The following is an 18,423-nucleotide window of genomic DNA, read 5'->3' on the forward strand; positions in this document are numbered from 1 at the left end:
TGCGCGCGATTCATCGCATCGCCGCGCCGGCAACGTCGCTGGCCGCTCCCCGAGCTTCGAGGGGGCCGCGCCGGGGTATGAGCGGCAGGATTGGGAGTACCACTGGCAAGCGCCGTTGCTCCTGCGCCAAGCTGAACGAAGACTCACATTCGTTCAGCTTGCGTTCACACAGCAGCCTTTAAGCTTCCCACCACAACGACCCAGGAGGTTCTCGCAATGAAACGTTTCGCCCTTCTCGCGCTGGCCGCCGCGGCGGCCATCACTGCCCAGGCCCAGCCCTATGGCCGCCCGGGCTATGCCGTGGCCGCGCCCGCGCAGCCCGTCGCCGTCGAGTCGCCCACCTTCGTGGACCGCGCCCGTGTCGAGAGCGTGCAGCCGCAGTACGAAGTGGTCCAGGCGCCGCGCCAGGAGTGCACCAGCCAGCTGGTGCAGGACGCGCCGCAGCCGGTGGCAAGCAACAACGGGGTGGCCGGTGCCGTGATCGGCGGCGTGGCCGGCGGCATCCTGGGCCACCAGGTGGGCCGCGGCAACGGCAACACGGCTGCCACGGCTGCCGGTGCCATCGTCGGCGCCATCGCTGGCAACAGCATCCAGAACAGCAACCAGCAGCAGCAATACGTGCAGGCGCCCCCGCGGGAGGTGCAGAACTGCCGTACGGTGATGGACCAGCAGCAGCACCTGGTCGGCTACCGCGTCACCTACGAGTACCGCGGCAACCAGTACACCACCGTGATGCACGAACAACCGGGCAACAGCCTGCCGGTGCGCGTGTCCGTCACGCCGCTGGAAGAGCGCGAGTACCATCGCCGCTGATTCGTCCCACCTGCCTGTCCGGAAGCCCGCCGTGAACCTCCTCCGCACCCTGCTCTGCGCCACGCTGCTCGCCGCCTGCGGCCTGCCTGCCTGGGCAGCGGTGGGGCGCGACGAGGCCGCGGCCGTGGCCCAGCGCGAGACCGGCGGCCGCGTGCTCGCGGTCGAACGGTCGGATGCCGGCGGGCGAGCGGTGTGGCGCGTGAAGGTGGTCACGCCGAGCGGCGAGGTGCGGGTGGTGCTGGTGGACGCCACGACCGGCCAGACGCGCTGAGGCGGGCCCAACGGCCATGCGCCTGCTGCTGATCGAGGACGACGCCGCACTGCGCCTGCCGCTGGCGCGCCAGCTCGAGGCCGACGGCTACCGCGTCGACCAGGCGCGCGACGGCGAGGAAGGCCTCTTCCTCGCGCAGGAATATCCGGTGGATCTCGCCATCGTCGACCTGGGCCTGCCCAAGCTCAATGGCCTCACCATCGTGCAGCGCCTGCGCGCCTCGGGCAGCACCATGCCGCTGCTGATCCTCACGGCGCGCAACAGCTGGCAGGACAAGGTCAGCGGGCTGGAAGCCGGTGCCGACGACTACCTCACCAAGCCGTTCGAATATCCCGAACTGGCGGCCCGCGTGAAGGCTCTGCTGCGGCGCTCGCTCAAGGCCGCGAGCGACACGCTCACGGTCGGTCCCGTGGCCATCGACTTCGGCGCGCAGGCCGTGCGCCTCCAAGGCGAGCCGCTGGAGCTCACCGCCTACGAATACCGCCTGCTCGAATACCTGGTGCGCGAACGCGCGCGCGTGGTGACCAAGTCCGAGCTCGCCGACTATCTCTATCCCCATGGCGAGGACCGCGACAGCAACGTCGTGGAAGTCCTGATCGGACGCCTGCGCCGCAAGCTGGATCCCGAAGGAACGCTGGCACCCATCGAAACGGTGCGCGGACGCGGCTACCGTTTCGCGCTGGAATGAGGCCCGGCTACTCGATCCGGGCCAGGCTGATGCTGGGCGCCGCGCTGGTGCTGCTGGCCTTCCTCGCCGGCGCCGGCGTCGCCGTGCAGCGCGCGCACAGGGAGAGCGTGCGCGACAATTACTTCAGCCGCCTGCAAGGCACGGTCTACCTGCTGCTGGCACGCGCCGAACTCGACGACAACGGCCAACTGGTCATGCCGGCGGCCTTTGCCGAGCCGCGGCTGTCGCTGCCGCAATCGGGCCTGTACGCCAGCATCTACAACGTCGGGCGCAACGAGCAATGGCGCTCGCCTTCCACGGTGGGCGTGAACCCGCCGTTCCGGCGCGAGGGCGTGAACACCGGCGAGTGGCTCGATGAGACGCTGGACGGCGGCGGCCACGGCTGGCTGGCGGTGAGTTACCGCGTGAACTGGGCGGCCGGCAAGGGCTCCAGTCCGCTGGTGCTGTCGGTGCTGGAGGACCGCACGGAGTTCGACCACGAAGTGGCCGTGTTCACGCGCACGCTGTGGGAGTGGCTGGGTGGCGCGGCGCTCCTCCTGCTGGCCGCCCAACTGCTCCTGCTGCGCTGGGGACTGGCACCGCTCGCGGGCGTGGCCGCGGAGATCGGGCGCATCGAATCCGGCGCGCAGGAGCGCATCGAGGGCCGCTATCCGAAGGAGATCGCGCCTCTCACGGACAACCTGAACACGCTGATCCAGCAGGAGCGGGTGCGGCAGGGCCGCTACAAGGAGGCCTTGAGCTTCCTCGCGCACAGCCTGAAGACGCCGCTCGCGGTGCTGCGCAACGCACTCAACGAGCCCGCGCAGCTGCCGGACGCGGTGCGCGAGCAGGTGGCGCGGATGGACGACATCGTGCAGCACCAGCTGGGTCGCGCCCGCGCCGGCGGCGCCACCCGGTTCGCCGCGCCCGTGCTGCTGGCCCCCGTGCTCGATCGCGTGCGCAACGCGCTGGTCAAGGTGTACGCGGACAAGGGACTCGCCATCGACACCGAATGCACCCCGGACCTGAGCTGGCGCATCGACGAGGGCGACCTGTTCGAGATCATCGGCAACCTGATGGACAACGCGTCCAAGTGGGCGAAGCAGCGCGTGGTGGTGCGGGCGTGGCGCGAGGAGGGGCGGCTGCGGCTGCGCGTCGAGGACGACGGCCCCGGCTTCAGCGACACCGCCTCGGTGCTGCAGATCCACGTGCGCGGGGACGAGCGCGTGCCCGGGCACGGCGTCGGGCTCGCGGTCGTGAACGACCTGGTGGCCAGCCACCATGGCGAGCTGAAGCTCGGTCGGGGCGCCTGGGGCGGCGCCCTGGTGGACATCGTGCTGCCGGCCCCATGAGCGTGCGCATGCGGGACCTGGACGACCTGTTCGCCGCCCTGGAGCGCTCGCGCTTCCGCATGCGCTTCCGGCTCGGCCCGCGTGAGCAGGCGTACCTGGCGTCGCGCGGCATCGAAACGGTGCTCTCGCACGCAGCGGACTTCGTGGCCGCGCGGCTCGCTCCCGCGCAGCCGCCCAACGACGGCCGCCAGACGCCCATGCGGGGTCACCCGGTGTTCATCGCGCAGCACGCCACCGCGACCTGTTGCCGCGGCTGCCTGGCCAAGTGGCATGGCATCCCGTCGGGGCGCCCGCTGGAGCCGGCGGAACAGGCCCATGTGGTGGCTGCCATCGGCCGCTGGCTCAGGGTCCGGGGCGACGCCGGCGCCGGCCTCGAGGATCGTTCGCCCTCTTGACGGGCCAGCCCGGCCGTCGAGAATGGCGGACAGGGAACCAGCGCGCAGCCCGCCTTTGCAGAGCGGGCGCCCGCTTTGCTGTCGGAGCGTGTGATGTTCAAGTGGTTGAAGCGCAGCGCGCCACCTGCCAAGGGGGCGCAGGGCGCGTCCTCTTCCCAGTCCGGGCGGTCGCCGGCGCGTTCAGCGTCGGCCAAACGCGCGGGCGGCAGCGCCGAGCCTGTCGCGCCCGCACCACTGCCCGAAGTCGTCGCCGAAGGGAATTCGCAGGACGACTGGAGCGTGTGGGAAGACTCCATGACCGCCCTGGACAGCCAGTTGCAGGGGCTGGTGCCGACCGACCGCGTCTACGTGCGCGACACGCGGCCCAGCCAGCTCACCGAGCTCGATCCCTTCTCCAGCGTCGGCCGCAAGCGCGACCTCTGAGTCTTCGGCTGCGGCCGCCGACTCTCGCCCGGTTCCTGGCACTCCGCGCAACGCGCAGCCGCTGCAAAACCGGCTAAGGTTCCTCCATGGAACCCGCCCAGACCCAGGCCTTGCGCCACCTGCTGCTGCAACAGGACGTCGCCGCCCTCGGCACGCTGCACGGCGGCGAGCCCTTCGTGTCGATGGTGCCCTATGCCCTGCTGCCCGATGGCCGCTGCGTGGTGCACGTGAGCCGGCTCGCCACGCACACGCGCGACATGGAGCAGCATCCCGGCGTCAGCCTGATGGTGCTGGGTGCGCGCGCGCCGGACGCGCCGGCACAGGCGCAACCGAGAGCCACCTTGCAAGGCGAAGCGCGCCCCTGCGCCCCCGAAGCACCCGACCACGCCGCTGCACGGGCCGCCTACCTCGCACGCTTTCCCGAAAGCGAGATGATGTTCGGCTTCTCGGATTTCTCCCTCTTCGTCATCGCGGTGCGGTCCGTGCGCTTCGTGGCCGGCTTCGCGCAGGCGGGTTCGCTCACCGCCGACGCGTACGCGTCGCTCATGGCGTCCGCCGGCCCGCAGGCGTGACCACGAAAGGCCGGCCCGGCACGGCCGGAAAAAAGCCCCGCGGGTGCGGGGCTGGAAGGAGATCTGAAGTCCAGCCCCCCAGAACCGAAGGGCGGCTCCAGTCTACGCATTTGTGCAAATGCTGCTACCGAAATCCCTCGCGGGCGCAGTGTCAAGCGCGTTCAGCGGCGCGTCCTGTTCTTCTGCCAGATGGCCGCAAGGATCAGGCCGTAGGCGATGAGCCGCACGAGGTAGAACAGCGGCTCCTGCTCGTCGGCATGCTCCAGCAGCGCGAGCGCCACGCGGTTCATCGCCTCCAGCCAGAAGGAGGCCGCGAACAGCAGGAAGAAGCGGTCGTGCGTCTGGCGCCAGAAGCGGAAGAAGAACAGGCCGGCCACCACGAAGCCGGCGGCGATCGCGCCCATGAGCATCTGCGCCACGCTAGTTGTCCTCCCAGATCAGCCCGAACAGCAACAGGATGACGGCCAGCAGTGCGGCCGTGAGCCGCCCCAGCGTCAGGTCGCGCTGGAGGAACACGATCTTGTCGAGCACCAGCAGCACGTTGTTGACTGTCAGCAGCAGGAAGCACAGCGCGCTCCAGAACAGCAGCCGCGAGCCGGTGGCGCGGTAGCTGCGCCAGAGCAGGACCAGGCACGTCAGGCTGGTCAGCGCGCACAGCGTGTAGATCGCCTGGGCCATCAGTTCCCACCCTTCTTCCAGCGGAAGGCATCGGCGAACTGGTGGGCGCGCTTGTCCAGCCGCGAGTGGATCAGGTCGGTGACGCCGACCAGGTTGTGCGCGTAGGTTTCCGCCAGGGCGTCGATCCTGGCGGCAAGCCCTTCGGCCGAGGGCGCATAGGTGCAGGTGCCGTCGTCCCGGCGGCTGGTGACGCCCGCCTGGTGCATGGATTGCAGAAGCTCCTGCGCCTGCCCTTCGCCGATGTAGAGGCGCCCCGCGAGATGGTGCGAATCCCAGGCGCGCCCGGACTCGGCGCGCAGCAGCAGCAGCGCCTCCAGGTACGGCACCGAAGGAATGCTGGTCAGGATGAAGCGGCGGACCTCGTCGGGGACCGGGGAGTGGCTCATGCGATCGGTCGGACTACGCGCACAGGCGCGGCTCGCAAATCGATGGGTACAAATACAAGCGCGGACTATACACGCTGGCCGCGGCGGCGGTGCTCAACGGCGCGCGAACGGAGGCTGGTCGAAGTGCGCAACGCGCGTCGCGCGGCCGGCCAGGCAGACCTCGCGGAACTGGTACAGGACGGCCGCGGTCGGGGAGGCGATCCAGCTGTGTCCGACCGGCATGCGCAGGATCGGACGGCCTGGTACCTCGGGCGCATCCAGCAGCGGTGCGTCCGCTCGCATGAACTCGCGCAGCGGAATGCGATGGATGCTCGCCACTTCGGCCGGGTGCGGCCGCAGGTGCGCCGCTTCGCCCGCCCAGAGCACCACCGGCGTGATGACGAACCCGGACCGCGTCGCGTAGTCGTCGAGGGTGCCGAGCAGTGCATCCGGCGCGAGCGCCAGCCCGATCTCTTCGCGCAGCTCGCGCAAGGCGGCCATTTCGGGCGTCTCCCCCTCATCGATGCCGCCGCCCGGCAGCGCCCACTGGCCGGCGTGCTTGTTCAGGCCGGCGGCGCGGCGCGTGAGGATCAGCGCCGGTGCATCGCTCCACGCGTCGGGTGCGGGGATGCCGGCGAGCGCCGCACCCGTGCCCTCCTCCGCGATCACCACGGCCACGGCGGCATGCCGGTGGGTGCCGACGGCCAGCCGGTGCACCGGGAAGGAAGCGAGGCGATCGCGGATTTGCGTGCGCAGTGCGGGATCGAGCATCGGTCAGGCCTGCATCCCGAACCCCGCCATGTCGCCGCGCAAGAGGATCACTCCGGCTGCCCGCCCCCGCCCAGGCGGCGCAGCAGTCCCGCAGTGGACGCGTCGAGGCCCTGCGTGTCGCCCGATGCGAAGCGCTTCGCGATGTCTCCGGCCAGCACCTTGCCCAGTTCGACGCCCCACTGGTCGAAGCTGTCGATGCCCCACACCGCGCCGCTCGTGAACACGCGGTGCTCGTACAGCGCGATCAAGGCCCCCAAAGAGGCGGGCGTGAGTGCATCCAGCACGAAGAAGGTGCTGGGCCGGTTGCCCTGGAAGTGGCGGTGGCCGCCCGGATCGTCCTTGCCTTGCATCAGCGCCTGCGCCTGCGCGAGCGCATTGGCCAGCAGCAGTTCGTGGTGGCCGGGCAGTTCGTGCGCCGGTTCGCGCACCGCGATGAACTCCACCGGGATCCGGTCCGTGCCCTGGTGCAGCATCTGGAAATACGCGTGCTGGCCGTTGGTTCCCGGCTCGCCCCAGACCACCGGCGAGGTGCCGAAGCTCACCGGCCGCCCCTGCGCATCCACGCTCTTGCCGTTGCTCTCCATCTCGAGCTGCTGCAGGTAGGCCGGCAGCCGGCGCAAGGCACTGTGGTACGGCGCGACGCTGCGGCTGCCGAACCGGTGGAAGTCGCGATACCAGATATCGAGCAGCCCAAGGCGCACGGGCAGGTTGCGCTCCAGCGGCTCGGTGCGGAAGTGCCGGTCCATGGCGTGCGCACCGGCCAGCAGCTCGCGGAAGCCCTGCGCGCCGATGGCGATGGCGACGGGCAGGCCGATGGCGGACCACAGCGAGTAGCGTCCGCCCACCCAGTCCCAGAAGCCGAAGGTGGTGGCGATGCCGAACTGGCGTGCCGCTTGCACGTTCGTGGTGAGCGCGGCGAAGTGGCGCGCGACGTCCTGGCCGCCATGCTGCTCGAACCAGGCGCGCGCCGAACGCGCGTTGGTCATGGTCTCCAGCGTGGTGAAGGTCTTGGAGGCGACGAGGAACAGCGTGGACGCGGGGCGGACGCGGCGCAGCACGGCGTCGAGCTCGTGGGCGTCCACGTTGGAGACGAAGTGGAAGCGCTTGCCTTCGCTGCAGAAGGCTTCCAGCGCCGCGACGACCATCTGCGGCCCGAGGTCGGAGCCGCCGATCCCGATGTTCACGACATCGGTGATCGCCGCATCGGCGCGCACGCGCTCGGCGAAGGCGAGCATCGCATCGAGTGTCTCGTGCACGGCGACCGAGTCCGCATCGGCGGCGTCGCGCGGCGCCCGCAGCAGCCAGTGCTTGACCGCGCGGTCCTCGGTGTTGTTGATGCGCTCGCCGGCAAACATCGCGTCCCGATACCCCTCGAGCTGCGTCTCGCGCGCCAGCGCCAGCAGGTCCCGCTCGGTGGGCGCGTCGATCAGATTCTTCGACAGGTCGGCGAAGACCTGTGGCGCCGTCTGGCTGAAGTGCGCAAAGCGCTGCGCATCGTGCGCGAAGGCCTGGCGCAAGTCGAACGACACACCGCTCGAGCGGAAGCGCTCCTGCAGTTCCCGCCAGGCTGCCGTCTCGTCACAGCGCGGGCGCTTCATGCCTGCATCAGCTTTTCGAGCTTCACCGCATCCGCGCCGAACGCGCGGATCCCCTCGGAGAGCTTCTCCGTCGCCATCGCATCCTCGTTCAGCGCCCAGCGGAACTGGCGCTCGTCGTACTGGATGCGCTGGATGTCCGCGGACTTCGCCTGCGCCGGGTCGAGCGCCCGCTGCACGGGCGCTTCGGACTTGCGCAGTTCGGCCATCAGCTCGGGGCTGATCGTCAGCAGGTCGCAGCCGGCCAGCGCGAGGATCTGGCCCGTGTTGCGGAAGCTCGCACCCATCACCTCGGTCGGGATGCCGAAGTGCTTGTAGTACTGGTAGATCTGGCGCACGGACTGCACGCCGGGATCGTTCGCCCCGGAGCTGGCCTGCTCGTTCCAGGACGCGCCTGCGCTCTTCTTGTACCAGTCGTAGATGCGCCCCACGAACGGCGAGATCAGTTGCACGCCCGCTTCCGCGCAGGCCACGGCCTGGCAGAACGAGAACAGCAGCGTCAGGTTGGTGCGGATGCCACGCTGCTGCAACTTGCGCGCGGCCTGGATGCCCTCCCAGGTGGAGGCCACCTTGATCAGCACGCGGTCCACCGGCACGCCCTCGGCTTCGTAGAGCTCGATCAGGCGAACGCCGCGGCTGAAGCTCGCTTCCGTGTCGAAGCTCAGGCGCGCATCGACTTCCGTCGACACGCGACCGGGGATCAGCTGGAGGATCTCGGTGCCGAAGCGCACGATCAACCGATCCATCACCTCGTCGATCGGACGGCCGCGGAAGCGCTGCACGGTCTGCTGCAGCAGGTGCGCGTAGTCGGGCTTCTGCACTGCCTTCAGGATGAGCGAGGGATTGGTGGTCGCGTCCTGCGGGTGGTAGTGCGCCAGCTGGTTGAAATCGCCGGTGTCCGCCACCACCGTCGTGTATTGCTTGAGGGCATCCAGTTGATTCATGCCCCGATTATCGGCTCCATGCCGCGCGCAGGGGCACTCGCGGTGCACGCCGCTTCGCGCCTTTCTCGCCGTAACCTAGTTACTCAGCATGGCTGACGCGCGGTCGGCAAACGCGGGCCAGCGGCGCTGAAACTAAGTTACATTGCCCTTTCCCTTTCGACCCCAGGAACCATGAGCTTCGACCTCGTCCTCTTCGGCGGCACCGGTGACCTCGCATGGCGCAAGCTGATGCCTGCGCTGTTCCAGGCCTTTCGCCACGGCACGCTGCCGCCGGACGGCCGCATCATCGGCATCGCCCGCGATGACCTGAGCGACGCGCAATACCGGGAACTGATCCGGTCGCGCTTCCACGACGTGGAGCTCGCCAAGCGGCCCTCGCCCGAGGAGTTCGACCGCTTCGCCGAACTGCTGCACTTCCTGCGGCTCGACCTCTCCCATCCCGAGGATTTCCGGCGTCTCGCCGACACGCTGCGCGAGCGCCATGCGGACACCGTGGTGATGTACCTTGCCACTGCGCCCGACCTGTTCCTGCGCGTGGTGGAACAGCTCGCCGGCGCCGGGCTCAACACGCCCAACACGCGCATCGTCCTGGAAAAGCCGCTGGGGCATGACCTCGCGTCCAACCGCCAGATCAACGATGCGGTGCGCGCGGTGCTGAGCGAGCGCCAGATCTTCCGCATCGACCATTACCTGGGCAAGCCGGCGGTGCAGAACCTGTTCGCCATGCGCTTCGGCAATGCCTTGTTCGAGCCGGTGTGGCGGCGCGAGCACATCTCCAACATCCAGATCACCATCGCGGAGGACCTGGGCGCGGAGAAGCGCGGCGCCTTCTACGACAAGACCGGCGCCCTGCGGGACATGGTGCAGAACCATGCGCTGCAGCTGCTGTGCGCGCTGGCGATGGAGCCGCCGATCAACGCGCACGCCGATGCGATCCGCGACGAGAAGCTGAAGGTGCTGCGCTCGCTGTCGCCCTGGACGCCGGTCTCGCTGGACCAGCATGTCGTGCGCGGACAGTACACGGCCGGCATGGTGCACGGCCACCCGGCCAGGGCCTATCGCGAGGAGCCCGGCGTCTCGCCCGAGAGCAACACCGAGACCTTCGTCGCGCTGCGCACCGATATCCAGAACTGGCGCTGGGCCGGCGTGCCCTTCTACATCCGCACGGGCAAGCGCCTGGCTTCGCGCGAAGCGCAGATCGTCGTCAACTTCCGCGAGACGCCGCACGCCATCTTCCACGCGCCGCCGGGCAGCTGCAACCGGCTGGTGATCAACCTGCAGCCGCGCGATGGCCTGCAGCTGCACCTGCTGGCGCTTGGCCAGGAGAACCGGCGCAATGGCCAGGTGCTCACGCCCGTGCACCTGGACCTGGACTTCGACAAGCGCTTCGGCTCCGAGCGCGTGGGTGCCTACGAGCGCCTGTTGCTGGACGTGATCGCCGGCCGCCTGAACCTGTTCGTGCGCAGCGACGAACAGGAGGCTGCCTGGCGCTGGGTCGAGCCCATCATGGAGCACTGGGCGAACGACGAGCGCGGACCGCGCCCCTACGCGGCGGGCACCTGGGGGCCCAGCGCTTCCAGCGCCATGATCGCGCGCGACGGCTTCTGCTGGCCCGAGGAGTGCTGATGGCCCGCCTTGCCTTCCTTTCCGCGGGGCACGCATGCTAGACCGCATCAAGGCCTCGATGCCGTCGCTGGCGCCGGCGGAGCAGCGCGTCGCCCGGCTGGTGCTGGGCGATCCGCGCGCCTTCGCCAACCTGCCGGTCACCGAGCTGGCCGACCGCGCGCACGTCAGCAAGCCCACGGTGGTCCGCTTCTGCCGCAGCATGGGCTACGACGGGCTGTCCGACTTCAAGCTCAAGCTCGCCGGCACGGTGAGCGAAGGCGTGCCCTTCATCCATCGCAGCGTGGATCCGGACGACAAGACCGCCGACGTGCTGGTGAAGGTGATCGACAACGCCGTCGCAGCCTTCCTGAAGTACCGCAACGACGCATCCACCTTCGCGATCGAGCGCGCCGCCGAAGCGCTCGCGTCGACCTACAAGACCGGGCGGCGCATCGAGTTCTACGGCGCCGGCAACTCCGGCGTCGTCGCACTCGATGCCCAGCACAAGTTCTTCCGCCTGGGCGTGAACACCATCTCGTACAGCGACGGTCACATGCAGGTGATGAGCGCAACGCTGCTCGGTCCAGGCGACTGCGTCGTCGTGGTATCGAATTCGGGCCGCACGCGCGACCTCATGGACGCCTGCGACATCGCGAAGCGCAATGGCGCGACGACGATCGTCATCACGGCCACGGGCTCGCCGCTCGCAACGGCCGGGCACATCCACCTCGCGGCCGACCACCCGGAAGGCTACGACCGCTACAGCCCGATGGTCTCGCGGCTGTTGCACCTCATGATCATCGACGTGCTCGCCACCACCGTGGCGCTGCGCATCGGCGGCGGCCGGCTGCAGCCGCTGTTGCGCGAGATGAAGAACAACCTGCGGACCAAGCGTTACGCCTGAACGGCGCTGCGCCGGGCCGGCGTGCTAGATGCGTCCCTCTTCCACCGCGTGGCAGGCGACGCGCACGCCCCGGATTTCCAGCAGGGCCGGCCGCTCGGCGCGGCACCGCTCGTTGGCGTGGGGGCAGCGCGGATTGAACGTGCAGCCGCTCGGCGGATTCAGCGGGTTGGGCACCTCGCCCTGCACCGGCGTGCGCGCGCGGCCCGTGTCGTGCATCTTCGGGATCGCATCCAGCAGCATGCGCGTGTATGGGTGCTGCGGCTGCCCGAACAGCTGGTGCTTGCCCGCGAGCTCCACGATGCGCCCGAGGTACATCACGCCGACCTGGTCGCTCACGTGCCGCACGACGGCGAGGTTGTGCGAGATGAACAGGTAGGTGAGACCGCGCTGGCGCTGCAGGTCTTTCATGATGTTCAGGACCTGGGCCTGCACGCTGACGTCCAGGGCCGAGGTCGGCTCGTCGCACACCAGGAATTCCGGATGCGTGGCGAGCGCGCGCGCGATGGAGATGCGCTGGCGCTGGCCGCCCGAGAACTGGTGCGGGTACTTCGCCATGTCCTGCGCGCTCAGGCCGACGGACTGCAGCAATTCGGCCACGCGCTGCTTGCGATCCGAGGCCGCGGCGATGAGCCCGTGCTCCTGCAGCGGCTCGGCAACGATGTCCTCCACGATCCAGCGCGGGTTCAGGCTCGCGTACGGGTCCTGGAAGATCATCTGGATGCGCCGGCGCAGCTGCTGCCGCTCGCGCGACTGGTAGGCCGCGTGGGCGTCCTGCCCGTCGAACACGAAGCTGCCGCGCGTGGGCTCGTACAAGCCCACCAGCAGCCGCGCGACCGTGCTCTTGCCGCAGCCCGATTCGCCGACCAGCGCCAGCGTCTCGCCCTTGCGGATCTCGAAGCTCACGCCGTCGACCGCATGCAGCAGCACGCGCGGCTTGCGCTCCAGGACGCGGTTGAGCCAGGGCGGGGAGACGTCGAAGGTCTTGGCCAGATCGATGGCCTGGACGAGAGGCTGCGCGCTGGGATCGCCCCTCACCCCTGCCCTCTCCCCGGCGGGAAGAGGGAGTGAAGAGGAGCCCTCGCCCGGGCGTGAAGAGAAGGGGGAGTTCGCTCCGTCTCCCGCCTGCGGGAGAGGGTTGGGGTGAGGGCTGCCCGCGATCGTGTTCATCCCGGCAGCTCCCCGTTGGCGTCGTGCAGCCAGCAGGCTGCGCGCGTGGCGCCCGCATTCAGCAGGTCCGGCCGTTCGCGCGTGCAGCGCGCGAAGGCACGCGGGCAGCGCGGGTTGTAGGCGCACCCGGGCGGGATCGCGTTCAGGCGCGGCATGGCCCCGTCGATCTGGTTCAGGCGCTCTCGGTCGATCTGCATGTCGGGAATCGAGGCCATCAGGCCCGAGGTGTAGGGATGCGCCGGGGTGTTGATCACCTCGTGCACCGGGCCGATCTCCGCGATGCGGCCCGCGTACATCACCGCCACGCGGTCGCAGGTCTCGGCGATCACGCCCATGTCGTGCGTGATGAGCATGACGGCCGCGCCGCGGTCGCGGCAGATGCGCTTGAGCAGCTGGATGATCTGCGCCTGGATGGACACGTCGAGCGCCGTGGTCGGCTCGTCCGCGACGATCAGCTTGGGCTCGGCCGCCAGCGCCAGCGCGATCACCACGCGCTGCCGCATGCCGCCGGAGAACTGGTGCGGATAGTGGTCGATCCGCTGCGCGGCCCCCGGAATGCCGGTGTCCTCCAGCAGGCCGATGGCGCGGCGGCGCGCTTCGGCCGCATCCACGGGCAGGTGCGCCTGGATCGTCTCGACGAGCTGGCGGCCGATGGTGTACAGCGGGTTGAGCGACGTGAGCGGGTCCTGGAAGATCGCGCCGATCTTGCGACCGCGGATGTGCCGCATCTGCTCGTACGCGAGGTTGTCGATGCGGCGGCCCTCCAGCAGCACCTGGCCCGAAGCGATGCGCCCGGGCGGCTCCAGCAGGCCGATGATGGACGCGCCGGTGAGCGACTTGCCCGCGCCGGACTCGCCGACCACGCCCAGCACTTCGCCGGGCGCGATCTCGAAGGAGATGTCGTCGAGCGCGCGCAGCGTGCCGCGGCGCGAAGGGAATTCGACGACGAGGTTCTGGACCTGGAGCAGGCTCACCGCAGTCTCGGATTGAGCGCGTCGCGAAGCCAGTCGCCCAGCAGGTTCACGGACAGCGCGATCAGGATCAGCATGACCCCGGGGAACACCGCGATCCACCACTCGCCCGACATCAGGAAGTCGTTGCCGTTGCGGATCAGGGTGCCGAGCGAAGGTTGGGTGGGCGGCACGCCCACGCCGAGGTAGGACAGCGTGGCCTCGGTGATGATGGCGGTGGCGACCTGGATGGTCGCGAGCACGAGCACCGGGCCCATCACGTTGGGCAGCACGTGCTTGCGCATGATGCGCAGCATGGGCACGCCGGTCACGCGCGCCGCCTGCACGTATTCCCGGTTGCGCTCCACCATCGTGGAGCCGCGCACCGTGCGCGCGTACTGCACCCAGAACGTGAGCGTGATCGCCAGGATCAGCACGCCGAAGGCGACTGTGTTCGGCGCGTTGGGGAACAGCGCGCGCCCGACACCGGAGATCAGCAGCGCGATCAGGATGGCGGGGAAGCTGAGCATCACGTCGCACAGGCGCATGAGGAAGGCGTCGACCCAGCCGCCGACATAACCGGCCAGCAGTCCGAGCGCCACGCCGATCACCACGGACAGCAGCACCGACACGACGCCCACCACCAGCGACACACGCGCGCCGTACATCAGCACGGAGAGGATGTCGCGGCCCTGGTCGTCGGTGCCCAGCAGGTACTTGCTGCTGCCGCGCGGGAGCCACGCCGGCGGCAGTTGCGCGTCACCGAGCTCCAGCGTGGCGATGTCGAACGGGTTGTGCGGCGCCAGCCACTGCGCGAACACCGCGCAGAAGATGCACACGAACGCGATCACCGCCGCCGCGATAGCGACGGGCGAGGTGCGGAAGCTGTAGCCGACATCGCTGTCGGCCCAGCGCTTCAAGGCTGCTTTCATGGCGGGAACTCAGGCAGGCGACGCGGGCCGCGGGAAGCGCCGGCTGGCGGTGCCGCCCGCGGCGGTGGAGCGGATCACTTCTTGATGCTGATCCACTTGAAGGGCATGTAGTTGTCCGCCCGCTGCGTGATGTCGACCTTCTTGCTGATACCCCAGGCCAGCGCCTGCTGGTGCAGCGGCAGGTGGCCGATGTCGTCCTGGTGGATCTTCATGGCTTCCTTGATCATCGCGTCGCGCTTGGCCTGGTCGGTCTCGGACTGGATCTGCTTGGTCAGCTTGGTCTGCGCCGGGTTGCAATACGCGCCCAGGTTGAACTGGCCGGCGCCGGAATCGTCGGGGCAAGCCATCAGCGAGTTCAGCGCGTCATGCGCGTCGTAGGTGGAAGGCGTCCAGCCCAGCATGTAGAAGCTCGTGTCCCGGCGCAGCACCTTGGGGAAGTAGGTGCCCTTGGTCTCGGCGGCCAGGTTGATCTTCACGCCCACGCGCGCCAGGTTGGCGGCCACGGCCTGGCAGATCCGCGCGTCGTTCACGTAGCGATCGTTCGGGCAGTTCATGGTCACCTCGAAGCCGTTCGGGTAGCCCGCTTCGGCCAGCAGCTTCTTGGACGCCTCGGGGTCGTACGGCAGGCGCTTGTTCATCGCCGGGTCGAAGCCGTGCACGCCGGGGCCGATCATCAGCGCGGTCGGCTTGGAGGCGCCGCGCATCACGTTCTTCTGGATGCCGTCGATGTCGATGGCCTGGTAGAAGGCCTGGCGCACGCGCTTGTCCTTGAAGGGGTTCCTGCCCTTCACGTTGGAGTACAGCAGCTCGTCGCGCTTCTGGTCCATGCCCAGGAAGATGGTGCGCAGCTCGGGGCCGACCAGCACCCTGGCGTTGGACGAGGCGTTGATGCGTTCGATGTCCTGCACGGGCACCGGCTCCATCACGTCGACCTCGCCGGAGAGCAGCGCCGCGACGCGGGTGGCGTCGTTGCCGATCGGGGTGAAGATCACCTCCTGCACGTTGCCGTCGATGGTGCCCCAGTAGTTGCCGTTGCGCACGAAGGTCGTGCGCACGTTGGGCTGGCGCTCGCGCAGGCGGAACGGGCCCGTGCCGTTGGCGCGGAAGGACGCGGCGTTCTCGATGCCCTTGCGGCGGTCGACCGGGCGGGTCGCCTGGTTCTCCTCGCACCACTTCTTGCTCAGGATGTAGGTAGTGGTGAGCTGGCTCGGCAGGATGGGGAAGGGCGACTTGGTCTCGATCTCGACCACGTGGTCGTTGATCTTGCGCACTTCCTTGATGTCGTTGACGTTGGCCTTCATGTCCGAGCCTTCGCCGCCGGCGCGCTGGAACGAGAACACCACGTCGTCGGCGGTGAACGGCTTGCCGTCGTGGAACTGCACGCCCTTGCGCAGCTCGAAGCGCCACACCGTGGGCGAGGTCTGCTTCCACGAGGTGGCCAGCGCGGGCGCCAGGCTCAGGTCCTTGTTGCGGCCGACCAGGGGTTCGTACACGTTTCCGTCGACGGACAGCTGCAGCGACTCGTTCAGCGAGTGCGGGTCCATGGACAGCGCGTCGCCCTGGTTGGCGATGCGGACCGTCTGCGCTTGCGCGGCGGCTGCCGCGACAGCGAAGGTCGCGACCGCGATGAGTCGGGTCTTCAGTTGCATGTCGGAAACTCCTTGTGGTTGTTGCCCAGGGTGAGAAAGCGAGGCGGGATCAGCCGGCGGCCAGCGGCAGTCCCTGCTCCACCAGGCTGGCATGCAGCGCCGAGCCGAGCGGGAGGATGTCGTCGTTGAAGTCGTAGCGGGTCATGTGCAGCATGCAGCTGCCTTCGCCGCCCTGGCCGATCCGCAGGTAGGCGCCCGGCTTGACCTGCAGCATGAACGAGAAGTCCTCGGCGCCCATGCTGGGGTCCATGTTGCGCACGACGTTGTCCGGCCCGACCAGGGACTCCGCGACGTTCGCGGCAAATTCTGTTTCGCGCGGCGTGTTGATGGTCGCCGGGTAGATGCGCTCGTAATGCACGGTGGCGCTGGCGCCGAAGCCGAGGGCCACGGCAGCGCACAGCTCGTGCAGCCGCTTCTCGACCAGGTCCTGGACGTCGGCGCTGAAGGTGCGCACGGTGCCGACCAGGGTCGCCTTGCCGGGGATGACGCTCATCGCGTGCAGGTCGCCGGCCTCCATCGCACAGAGGCTGATCACGGCCCCGTCGACCGCCCGCACGTTGCGCGAGACGATGCTCTGCACCGCGGTGATGATGTGCGCCGCGACCACGACGGGATCGACTGCGAGATACGGATGCGCACCATGGCCGCCCTTGCCGGTGATCTCGATGGTGACGCGATCGGCCGCGGCCATCATGGCGTGCTGGCGGATGCCGAAGCAGCCGGGCTTGAGCCCCGGCCAGTTGTGCATCGCGTAGACCGACTCGACAGGAAAGCGCTGGAACAGGCCGTCCTCGATCATGGCCTTGGCACCGGCGAAGCCTTCTTCGCCGGGCTGGAAGATCAGGACGGCGGTGCCATCGAAATTGCGCGTCTCGGCGAGATAGCGTGCGGCGCCCACCAGCATCGCCACGTGCCCGTCATGGCCGCAGCCGTGCATCATGCCGTTGCGGGTGGACTTCCAGGGGAACTCGTTGTGCTCGGTCATGGTGAGCGCGTCCATGTCCGCGCGCAGGCCGATCATGCGGCGCGAGGTATTCGCGCGGCCGCGGATCACGCCGACCACTCCGGTGCGGCCGATGCCGGCGTGCACTTCGTCGACGCCGCACAGCCGCAGCGCCTCCTGCACGCGCCCCGCGGTGTAGACCTCCTCGAATCCCAGCTCCGGGTGGGCGTGCAGGTCGCGCCGGAAGGCAGTGAGCTCGGGGTGGAATTGCGCGATCTGCGCGAACGCGCGCGCGTGCGCGAGCCGCGGGTTGGCGGCGGGTGCAAGCATCAGTGTCCTCCCGCGGAAGAGACGCGCAGGCGCGGGTCCACCACGAAGTAAAGCAGGTCCACCACCAGGTTGATCACGACGAAGATCAGCGCGATCAGGCACAGGTAGGCCGCCATCACCGGGATGTCCGCGAAGGTCACGGCCTGGATGAACAGCAGCCCCATGCCGGGCCACTGGAACACGGTCTCGGTGATGATCGCGAACGCGATGAGCCCGCCGAGCTGCAGGCCGGTGATGGTCATCACGGGCACCAGCGTGTTCTTCAGGGCATGGCCGAAATGGATCGCCCGGTTCGACAGGCCACGCGCGCGGGCGAACTTGATGTAGTCGGTGCGCAGCACCTCCAGCATCTCCGCGCGCACGAGCCGCATGACCAGCGTGAGCTGGAAGATCGCGAGCGTGAGCGCCGGCAACACCAGGTGGTGCCAGCCGTCGCGCGTGAGCAGGCCGGTGCTCCACCAGCCGATCTGCACGGTCTCGCCGCGTCCGAAACTGGGGAACCAGCCGAGCGTCACCGAGAACACCAGGATCAGCAGGATCCCGATCAGGAACGTGGGCAGCGACACGCCGAGCAGCGAGAGCGTCATGAACACCTGGCTCGTGAACGTTCCGCGGCGCAGCGCGGCGTAGACGCCCATCGGCACGCCGAGCACGAGCGCGAGCACGGCCGCGACGAGCGACAGCTCGAAGGTCGCGGGGAAGCGTTCGCCGATCAGGCGCGACACCTTGGCACCCTGGCGCAGGCTGAGGCCGAACTCGCCCTGCACCGCATTCACCAGGAAATGCCAGAACTGCACGAAGAAAGGCTGGTCCAGCCCCAGCGAGGAGCGCAGCTCGCGGATCTGCGCGGGCTTCGCGTCCTGCCCGAGAAGGAACACGACGGGGTCACCCACGTACTGGAACAACAGGAAGGCGATGTATGCGACCACCACCATGACCACGATGGCCTGGAGCAGGCGGCGCACGATGAAGGCAAACATTCGTTCAAACGCGCTTGAGGGGCTGTGGATGCTAGCAGAGCAATCCGTGTGCCCGCACGGGGGGTTTCCTTGACGCAGCCACTGCGGCACCGGCGCGCGCGACGCGAAGCATGCGGA

Annotated in this window: 21 protein-coding genes; 9 read left to right on the plus strand and 12 right to left on the minus strand. The window is 69.0% G+C overall.

The genetic code is table 11. From position 1 onward, the window contains the following. The first annotated feature begins 216 nt into the window (after positions 1-216). From JJB11_RS04215 to JJB11_RS04245, 7 genes are all read left to right on the plus strand, one after another. Positions 217-813 carry a glycine zipper 2TM domain-containing protein gene (locus JJB11_RS04215; protein WP_201166635.1) on the plus strand — a complete coding sequence of 199 codons (597 nt, stop codon included), beginning with the start codon at positions 217-219 and terminating at the stop codon, positions 811-813. A 31-nt stretch (positions 814-844) separates the two neighbouring features. After that, entirely contained in the window at positions 845-1,084 is a 240-nt protein-coding gene (locus JJB11_RS04220; protein ID WP_201166636.1) for a PepSY domain-containing protein, read from the plus strand. Between the two features lie 16 nt (positions 1,085-1,100). After that, the gene (locus tag JJB11_RS04225) at positions 1,101-1,772 is read left to right on the plus strand and encodes a response regulator transcription factor (protein ID WP_201166637.1); all 672 of its coding nucleotides are present in this window, start codon (positions 1,101-1,103) and stop codon (positions 1,770-1,772) included. Then, a complete protein-coding gene (locus JJB11_RS04230; protein WP_201166638.1) occupies positions 1,769-3,103 on the plus strand; it encodes an ATP-binding protein in 1,335 nt (444 codons plus the stop codon). The genes JJB11_RS04225 and JJB11_RS04230 overlap by 4 nt, the downstream gene beginning before the upstream one ends. Then, a complete protein-coding gene (locus JJB11_RS04235) occupies positions 3,100-3,498 on the plus strand; it encodes a DUF4186 domain-containing protein (protein WP_201964586.1) in 399 nt (132 codons plus the stop codon). The genes JJB11_RS04230 and JJB11_RS04235 overlap by 4 nt, the downstream gene beginning before the upstream one ends. A gap of 93 nt (positions 3,499-3,591) precedes the next feature. Then, entirely contained in the window at positions 3,592-3,921 is a 330-nt protein-coding gene (locus tag JJB11_RS04240) for a hypothetical protein (RefSeq protein WP_201166639.1), read from the plus strand. An 86-nt stretch (positions 3,922-4,007) separates the two neighbouring features. Beyond that, positions 4,008-4,493 (plus strand): pyridoxamine 5'-phosphate oxidase family protein, encoded by a 486-nt coding sequence (locus JJB11_RS04245; RefSeq protein WP_201166640.1) that lies wholly within the window; start codon positions 4,008-4,010, stop codon positions 4,491-4,493. A gap of 161 nt (positions 4,494-4,654) precedes the next feature. On the opposite strand, the gene JJB11_RS04250 is transcribed toward JJB11_RS04245, so the two are convergent. From JJB11_RS04250 to tal, 6 genes are all read right to left on the minus strand, one after another. After that, positions 4,655-4,903, minus strand: coding sequence for a DUF5985 family protein (locus JJB11_RS04250; RefSeq protein ID WP_207189924.1), 249 nt, complete (start codon positions 4,901-4,903; stop codon positions 4,655-4,657). 10 nt (positions 4,904-4,913) lie between these two features. Beyond that, a complete protein-coding gene (locus JJB11_RS04255) occupies positions 4,914-5,171 on the minus strand; it encodes a DUF5985 family protein (RefSeq protein WP_201166642.1) in 258 nt (85 codons plus the stop codon). Continuing rightward, positions 5,171-5,557: a hypothetical protein gene (locus JJB11_RS04260; protein ID WP_201166643.1), complete on the minus strand. Its 387-nt coding sequence runs from the start codon at positions 5,555-5,557 to the stop codon at positions 5,171-5,173. The genes JJB11_RS04255 and JJB11_RS04260 overlap by 1 nt, the downstream gene beginning before the upstream one ends. Positions 5,558-5,650: 93 nt before the next feature. Beyond that, positions 5,651-6,307: an NUDIX hydrolase gene (locus tag JJB11_RS04265; RefSeq protein ID WP_201166644.1), complete on the minus strand. Its 657-nt coding sequence runs from the start codon at positions 6,305-6,307 to the stop codon at positions 5,651-5,653. A 47-nt stretch (positions 6,308-6,354) separates the two neighbouring features. Then, positions 6,355-7,905 carry a glucose-6-phosphate isomerase gene (pgi, locus tag JJB11_RS04270; protein WP_201166645.1) on the minus strand — a complete coding sequence of 517 codons (1,551 nt, stop codon included), beginning with the start codon at positions 7,903-7,905 and terminating at the stop codon, positions 6,355-6,357. Then, positions 7,902-8,846, minus strand: coding sequence for a transaldolase (gene tal / locus JJB11_RS04275; protein WP_201166646.1), 945 nt, complete (start codon positions 8,844-8,846; stop codon positions 7,902-7,904). The genes pgi and tal overlap by 4 nt, the downstream gene beginning before the upstream one ends. A gap of 171 nt (positions 8,847-9,017) precedes the next feature. Here tal and zwf point away from each other — a divergent pair, with 171 nt between their 5' ends. Together zwf and JJB11_RS04285 are read left to right on the plus strand one after the other, a co-directional pair. Continuing rightward, complete coding sequence (gene zwf, locus JJB11_RS04280) at positions 9,018-10,472, plus strand: glucose-6-phosphate dehydrogenase (RefSeq protein ID WP_201166647.1); 1,455 nt, start codon at positions 9,018-9,020, stop codon at positions 10,470-10,472. Positions 10,473-10,506: 34 nt separating this feature from the next. Then, positions 10,507-11,355: a MurR/RpiR family transcriptional regulator gene (locus JJB11_RS04285; protein ID WP_201166648.1), complete on the plus strand. Its 849-nt coding sequence runs from the start codon at positions 10,507-10,509 to the stop codon at positions 11,353-11,355. 24 nt (positions 11,356-11,379) lie between these two features. On the opposite strand, the gene JJB11_RS04290 is transcribed toward JJB11_RS04285, so the two are convergent. The 6 genes from JJB11_RS04290 to JJB11_RS04315 all read right to left on the minus strand — a co-directional run bounded on the left by JJB11_RS04290 (position 11,380) and on the right by JJB11_RS04315 (position 18,306). Continuing rightward, positions 11,380-12,390 carry a dipeptide ABC transporter ATP-binding protein gene (locus JJB11_RS04290; protein WP_201964587.1) on the minus strand — a complete coding sequence of 337 codons (1,011 nt, stop codon included), beginning with the start codon at positions 12,388-12,390 and terminating at the stop codon, positions 11,380-11,382. A gap of 128 nt (positions 12,391-12,518) precedes the next feature. Next, a complete protein-coding gene (locus tag JJB11_RS04295; RefSeq protein WP_201166650.1) occupies positions 12,519-13,496 on the minus strand; it encodes an oligopeptide/dipeptide ABC transporter ATP-binding protein in 978 nt (325 codons plus the stop codon). Continuing rightward, on the minus strand, positions 13,493-14,404 hold the full coding sequence (locus JJB11_RS04300) for an ABC transporter permease (protein ID WP_201166651.1): 912 nt from the start codon (positions 14,402-14,404) through the stop codon (positions 13,493-13,495). The genes JJB11_RS04295 and JJB11_RS04300 overlap by 4 nt, the downstream gene beginning before the upstream one ends. 74 nt (positions 14,405-14,478) lie before the next feature. Further along, positions 14,479-16,053 carry an ABC transporter substrate-binding protein gene (locus tag JJB11_RS04305; RefSeq protein ID WP_201166652.1) on the minus strand — a complete coding sequence of 525 codons (1,575 nt, stop codon included), beginning with the start codon at positions 16,051-16,053 and terminating at the stop codon, positions 14,479-14,481. Between the two features lie 49 nt (positions 16,054-16,102). Continuing rightward, on the minus strand, positions 16,103-17,326 hold the full coding sequence (locus tag JJB11_RS04310) for a M20 aminoacylase family protein (protein WP_201166653.1): 1,224 nt from the start codon (positions 17,324-17,326) through the stop codon (positions 16,103-16,105). After that, positions 17,326-18,306 (minus strand): ABC transporter permease, encoded by a 981-nt coding sequence (locus JJB11_RS04315; protein ID WP_201166654.1) that lies wholly within the window; start codon positions 18,304-18,306, stop codon positions 17,326-17,328. Before JJB11_RS04315 ends, JJB11_RS04310 begins: the two co-directional genes overlap by 1 nt. Positions 18,307-18,423 lie beyond the last annotated feature (117 nt).

The sequence above is a fragment of the Ramlibacter ginsenosidimutans genome (assembly GCF_016654015.1).
Taxonomy (GTDB): Bacteria; Pseudomonadota; Gammaproteobacteria; order Burkholderiales; family Burkholderiaceae_C; genus Ramlibacter; species Ramlibacter ginsenosidimutans.

Bases quoted from the DNA above. Each gene is read 5' to 3' on its own strand.
- JJB11_RS04215 (WP_201166635.1), top strand. From the start codon at position 217: ATGAAACGTTTCGCCCTTCTCGCGCTGGCCGCCGCGGCGGCCATCACT.
- JJB11_RS04225 (WP_201166637.1), top strand. From the start codon at position 1,101: ATGCGCCTGCTGCTGATCGAGGACGACGCCGCACTGCGCCTGCCGCTG.
- JJB11_RS04230 (WP_201166638.1), top strand. From the start codon at position 1,769: ATGAGGCCCGGCTACTCGATCCGGGCCAGGCTGATGCTGGGCGCCGCG.
- JJB11_RS04235 (WP_201964586.1), top strand. From the start codon at position 3,100: ATGAGCGTGCGCATGCGGGACCTGGACGACCTGTTCGCCGCCCTGGAG.
- JJB11_RS04240 (WP_201166639.1), top strand. From the start codon at position 3,592: ATGTTCAAGTGGTTGAAGCGCAGCGCGCCACCTGCCAAGGGGGCGCAG.
- JJB11_RS04245 (WP_201166640.1), top strand. From the start codon at position 4,008: ATGGAACCCGCCCAGACCCAGGCCTTGCGCCACCTGCTGCTGCAACAG.
- JJB11_RS04250 (WP_207189924.1), bottom strand. From the start codon at position 4,903: ATGCTCATGGGCGCGATCGCCGCCGGCTTCGTGGTGGCCGGCCTGTTC.
- JJB11_RS04255 (WP_201166642.1), bottom strand. From the start codon at position 5,171: ATGGCCCAGGCGATCTACACGCTGTGCGCGCTGACCAGCCTGACGTGC.
- JJB11_RS04260 (WP_201166643.1), bottom strand. From the start codon at position 5,557: ATGAGCCACTCCCCGGTCCCCGACGAGGTCCGCCGCTTCATCCTGACC.
- JJB11_RS04265 (WP_201166644.1), bottom strand. From the start codon at position 6,307: ATGCTCGATCCCGCACTGCGCACGCAAATCCGCGATCGCCTCGCTTCC.
- pgi (WP_201166645.1), bottom strand. From the start codon at position 7,905: ATGAAGCGCCCGCGCTGTGACGAGACGGCAGCCTGGCGGGAACTGCAG.
- tal (WP_201166646.1), bottom strand. From the start codon at position 8,846: ATGAATCAACTGGATGCCCTCAAGCAATACACGACGGTGGTGGCGGAC.
- zwf (WP_201166647.1), top strand. From the start codon at position 9,018: ATGAGCTTCGACCTCGTCCTCTTCGGCGGCACCGGTGACCTCGCATGG.
- JJB11_RS04285 (WP_201166648.1), top strand. From the start codon at position 10,507: ATGCTAGACCGCATCAAGGCCTCGATGCCGTCGCTGGCGCCGGCGGAG.
- JJB11_RS04300 (WP_201166651.1), bottom strand. From the start codon at position 14,404: ATGAAAGCAGCCTTGAAGCGCTGGGCCGACAGCGATGTCGGCTACAGC.
- JJB11_RS04305 (WP_201166652.1), bottom strand. From the start codon at position 16,053: ATGCAACTGAAGACCCGACTCATCGCGGTCGCGACCTTCGCTGTCGCG.
- JJB11_RS04310 (WP_201166653.1), bottom strand. From the start codon at position 17,326: ATGCTTGCACCCGCCGCCAACCCGCGGCTCGCGCACGCGCGCGCGTTC.
- JJB11_RS04315 (WP_201166654.1), bottom strand. From the start codon at position 18,306: ATGTTTGCCTTCATCGTGCGCCGCCTGCTCCAGGCCATCGTGGTCATG.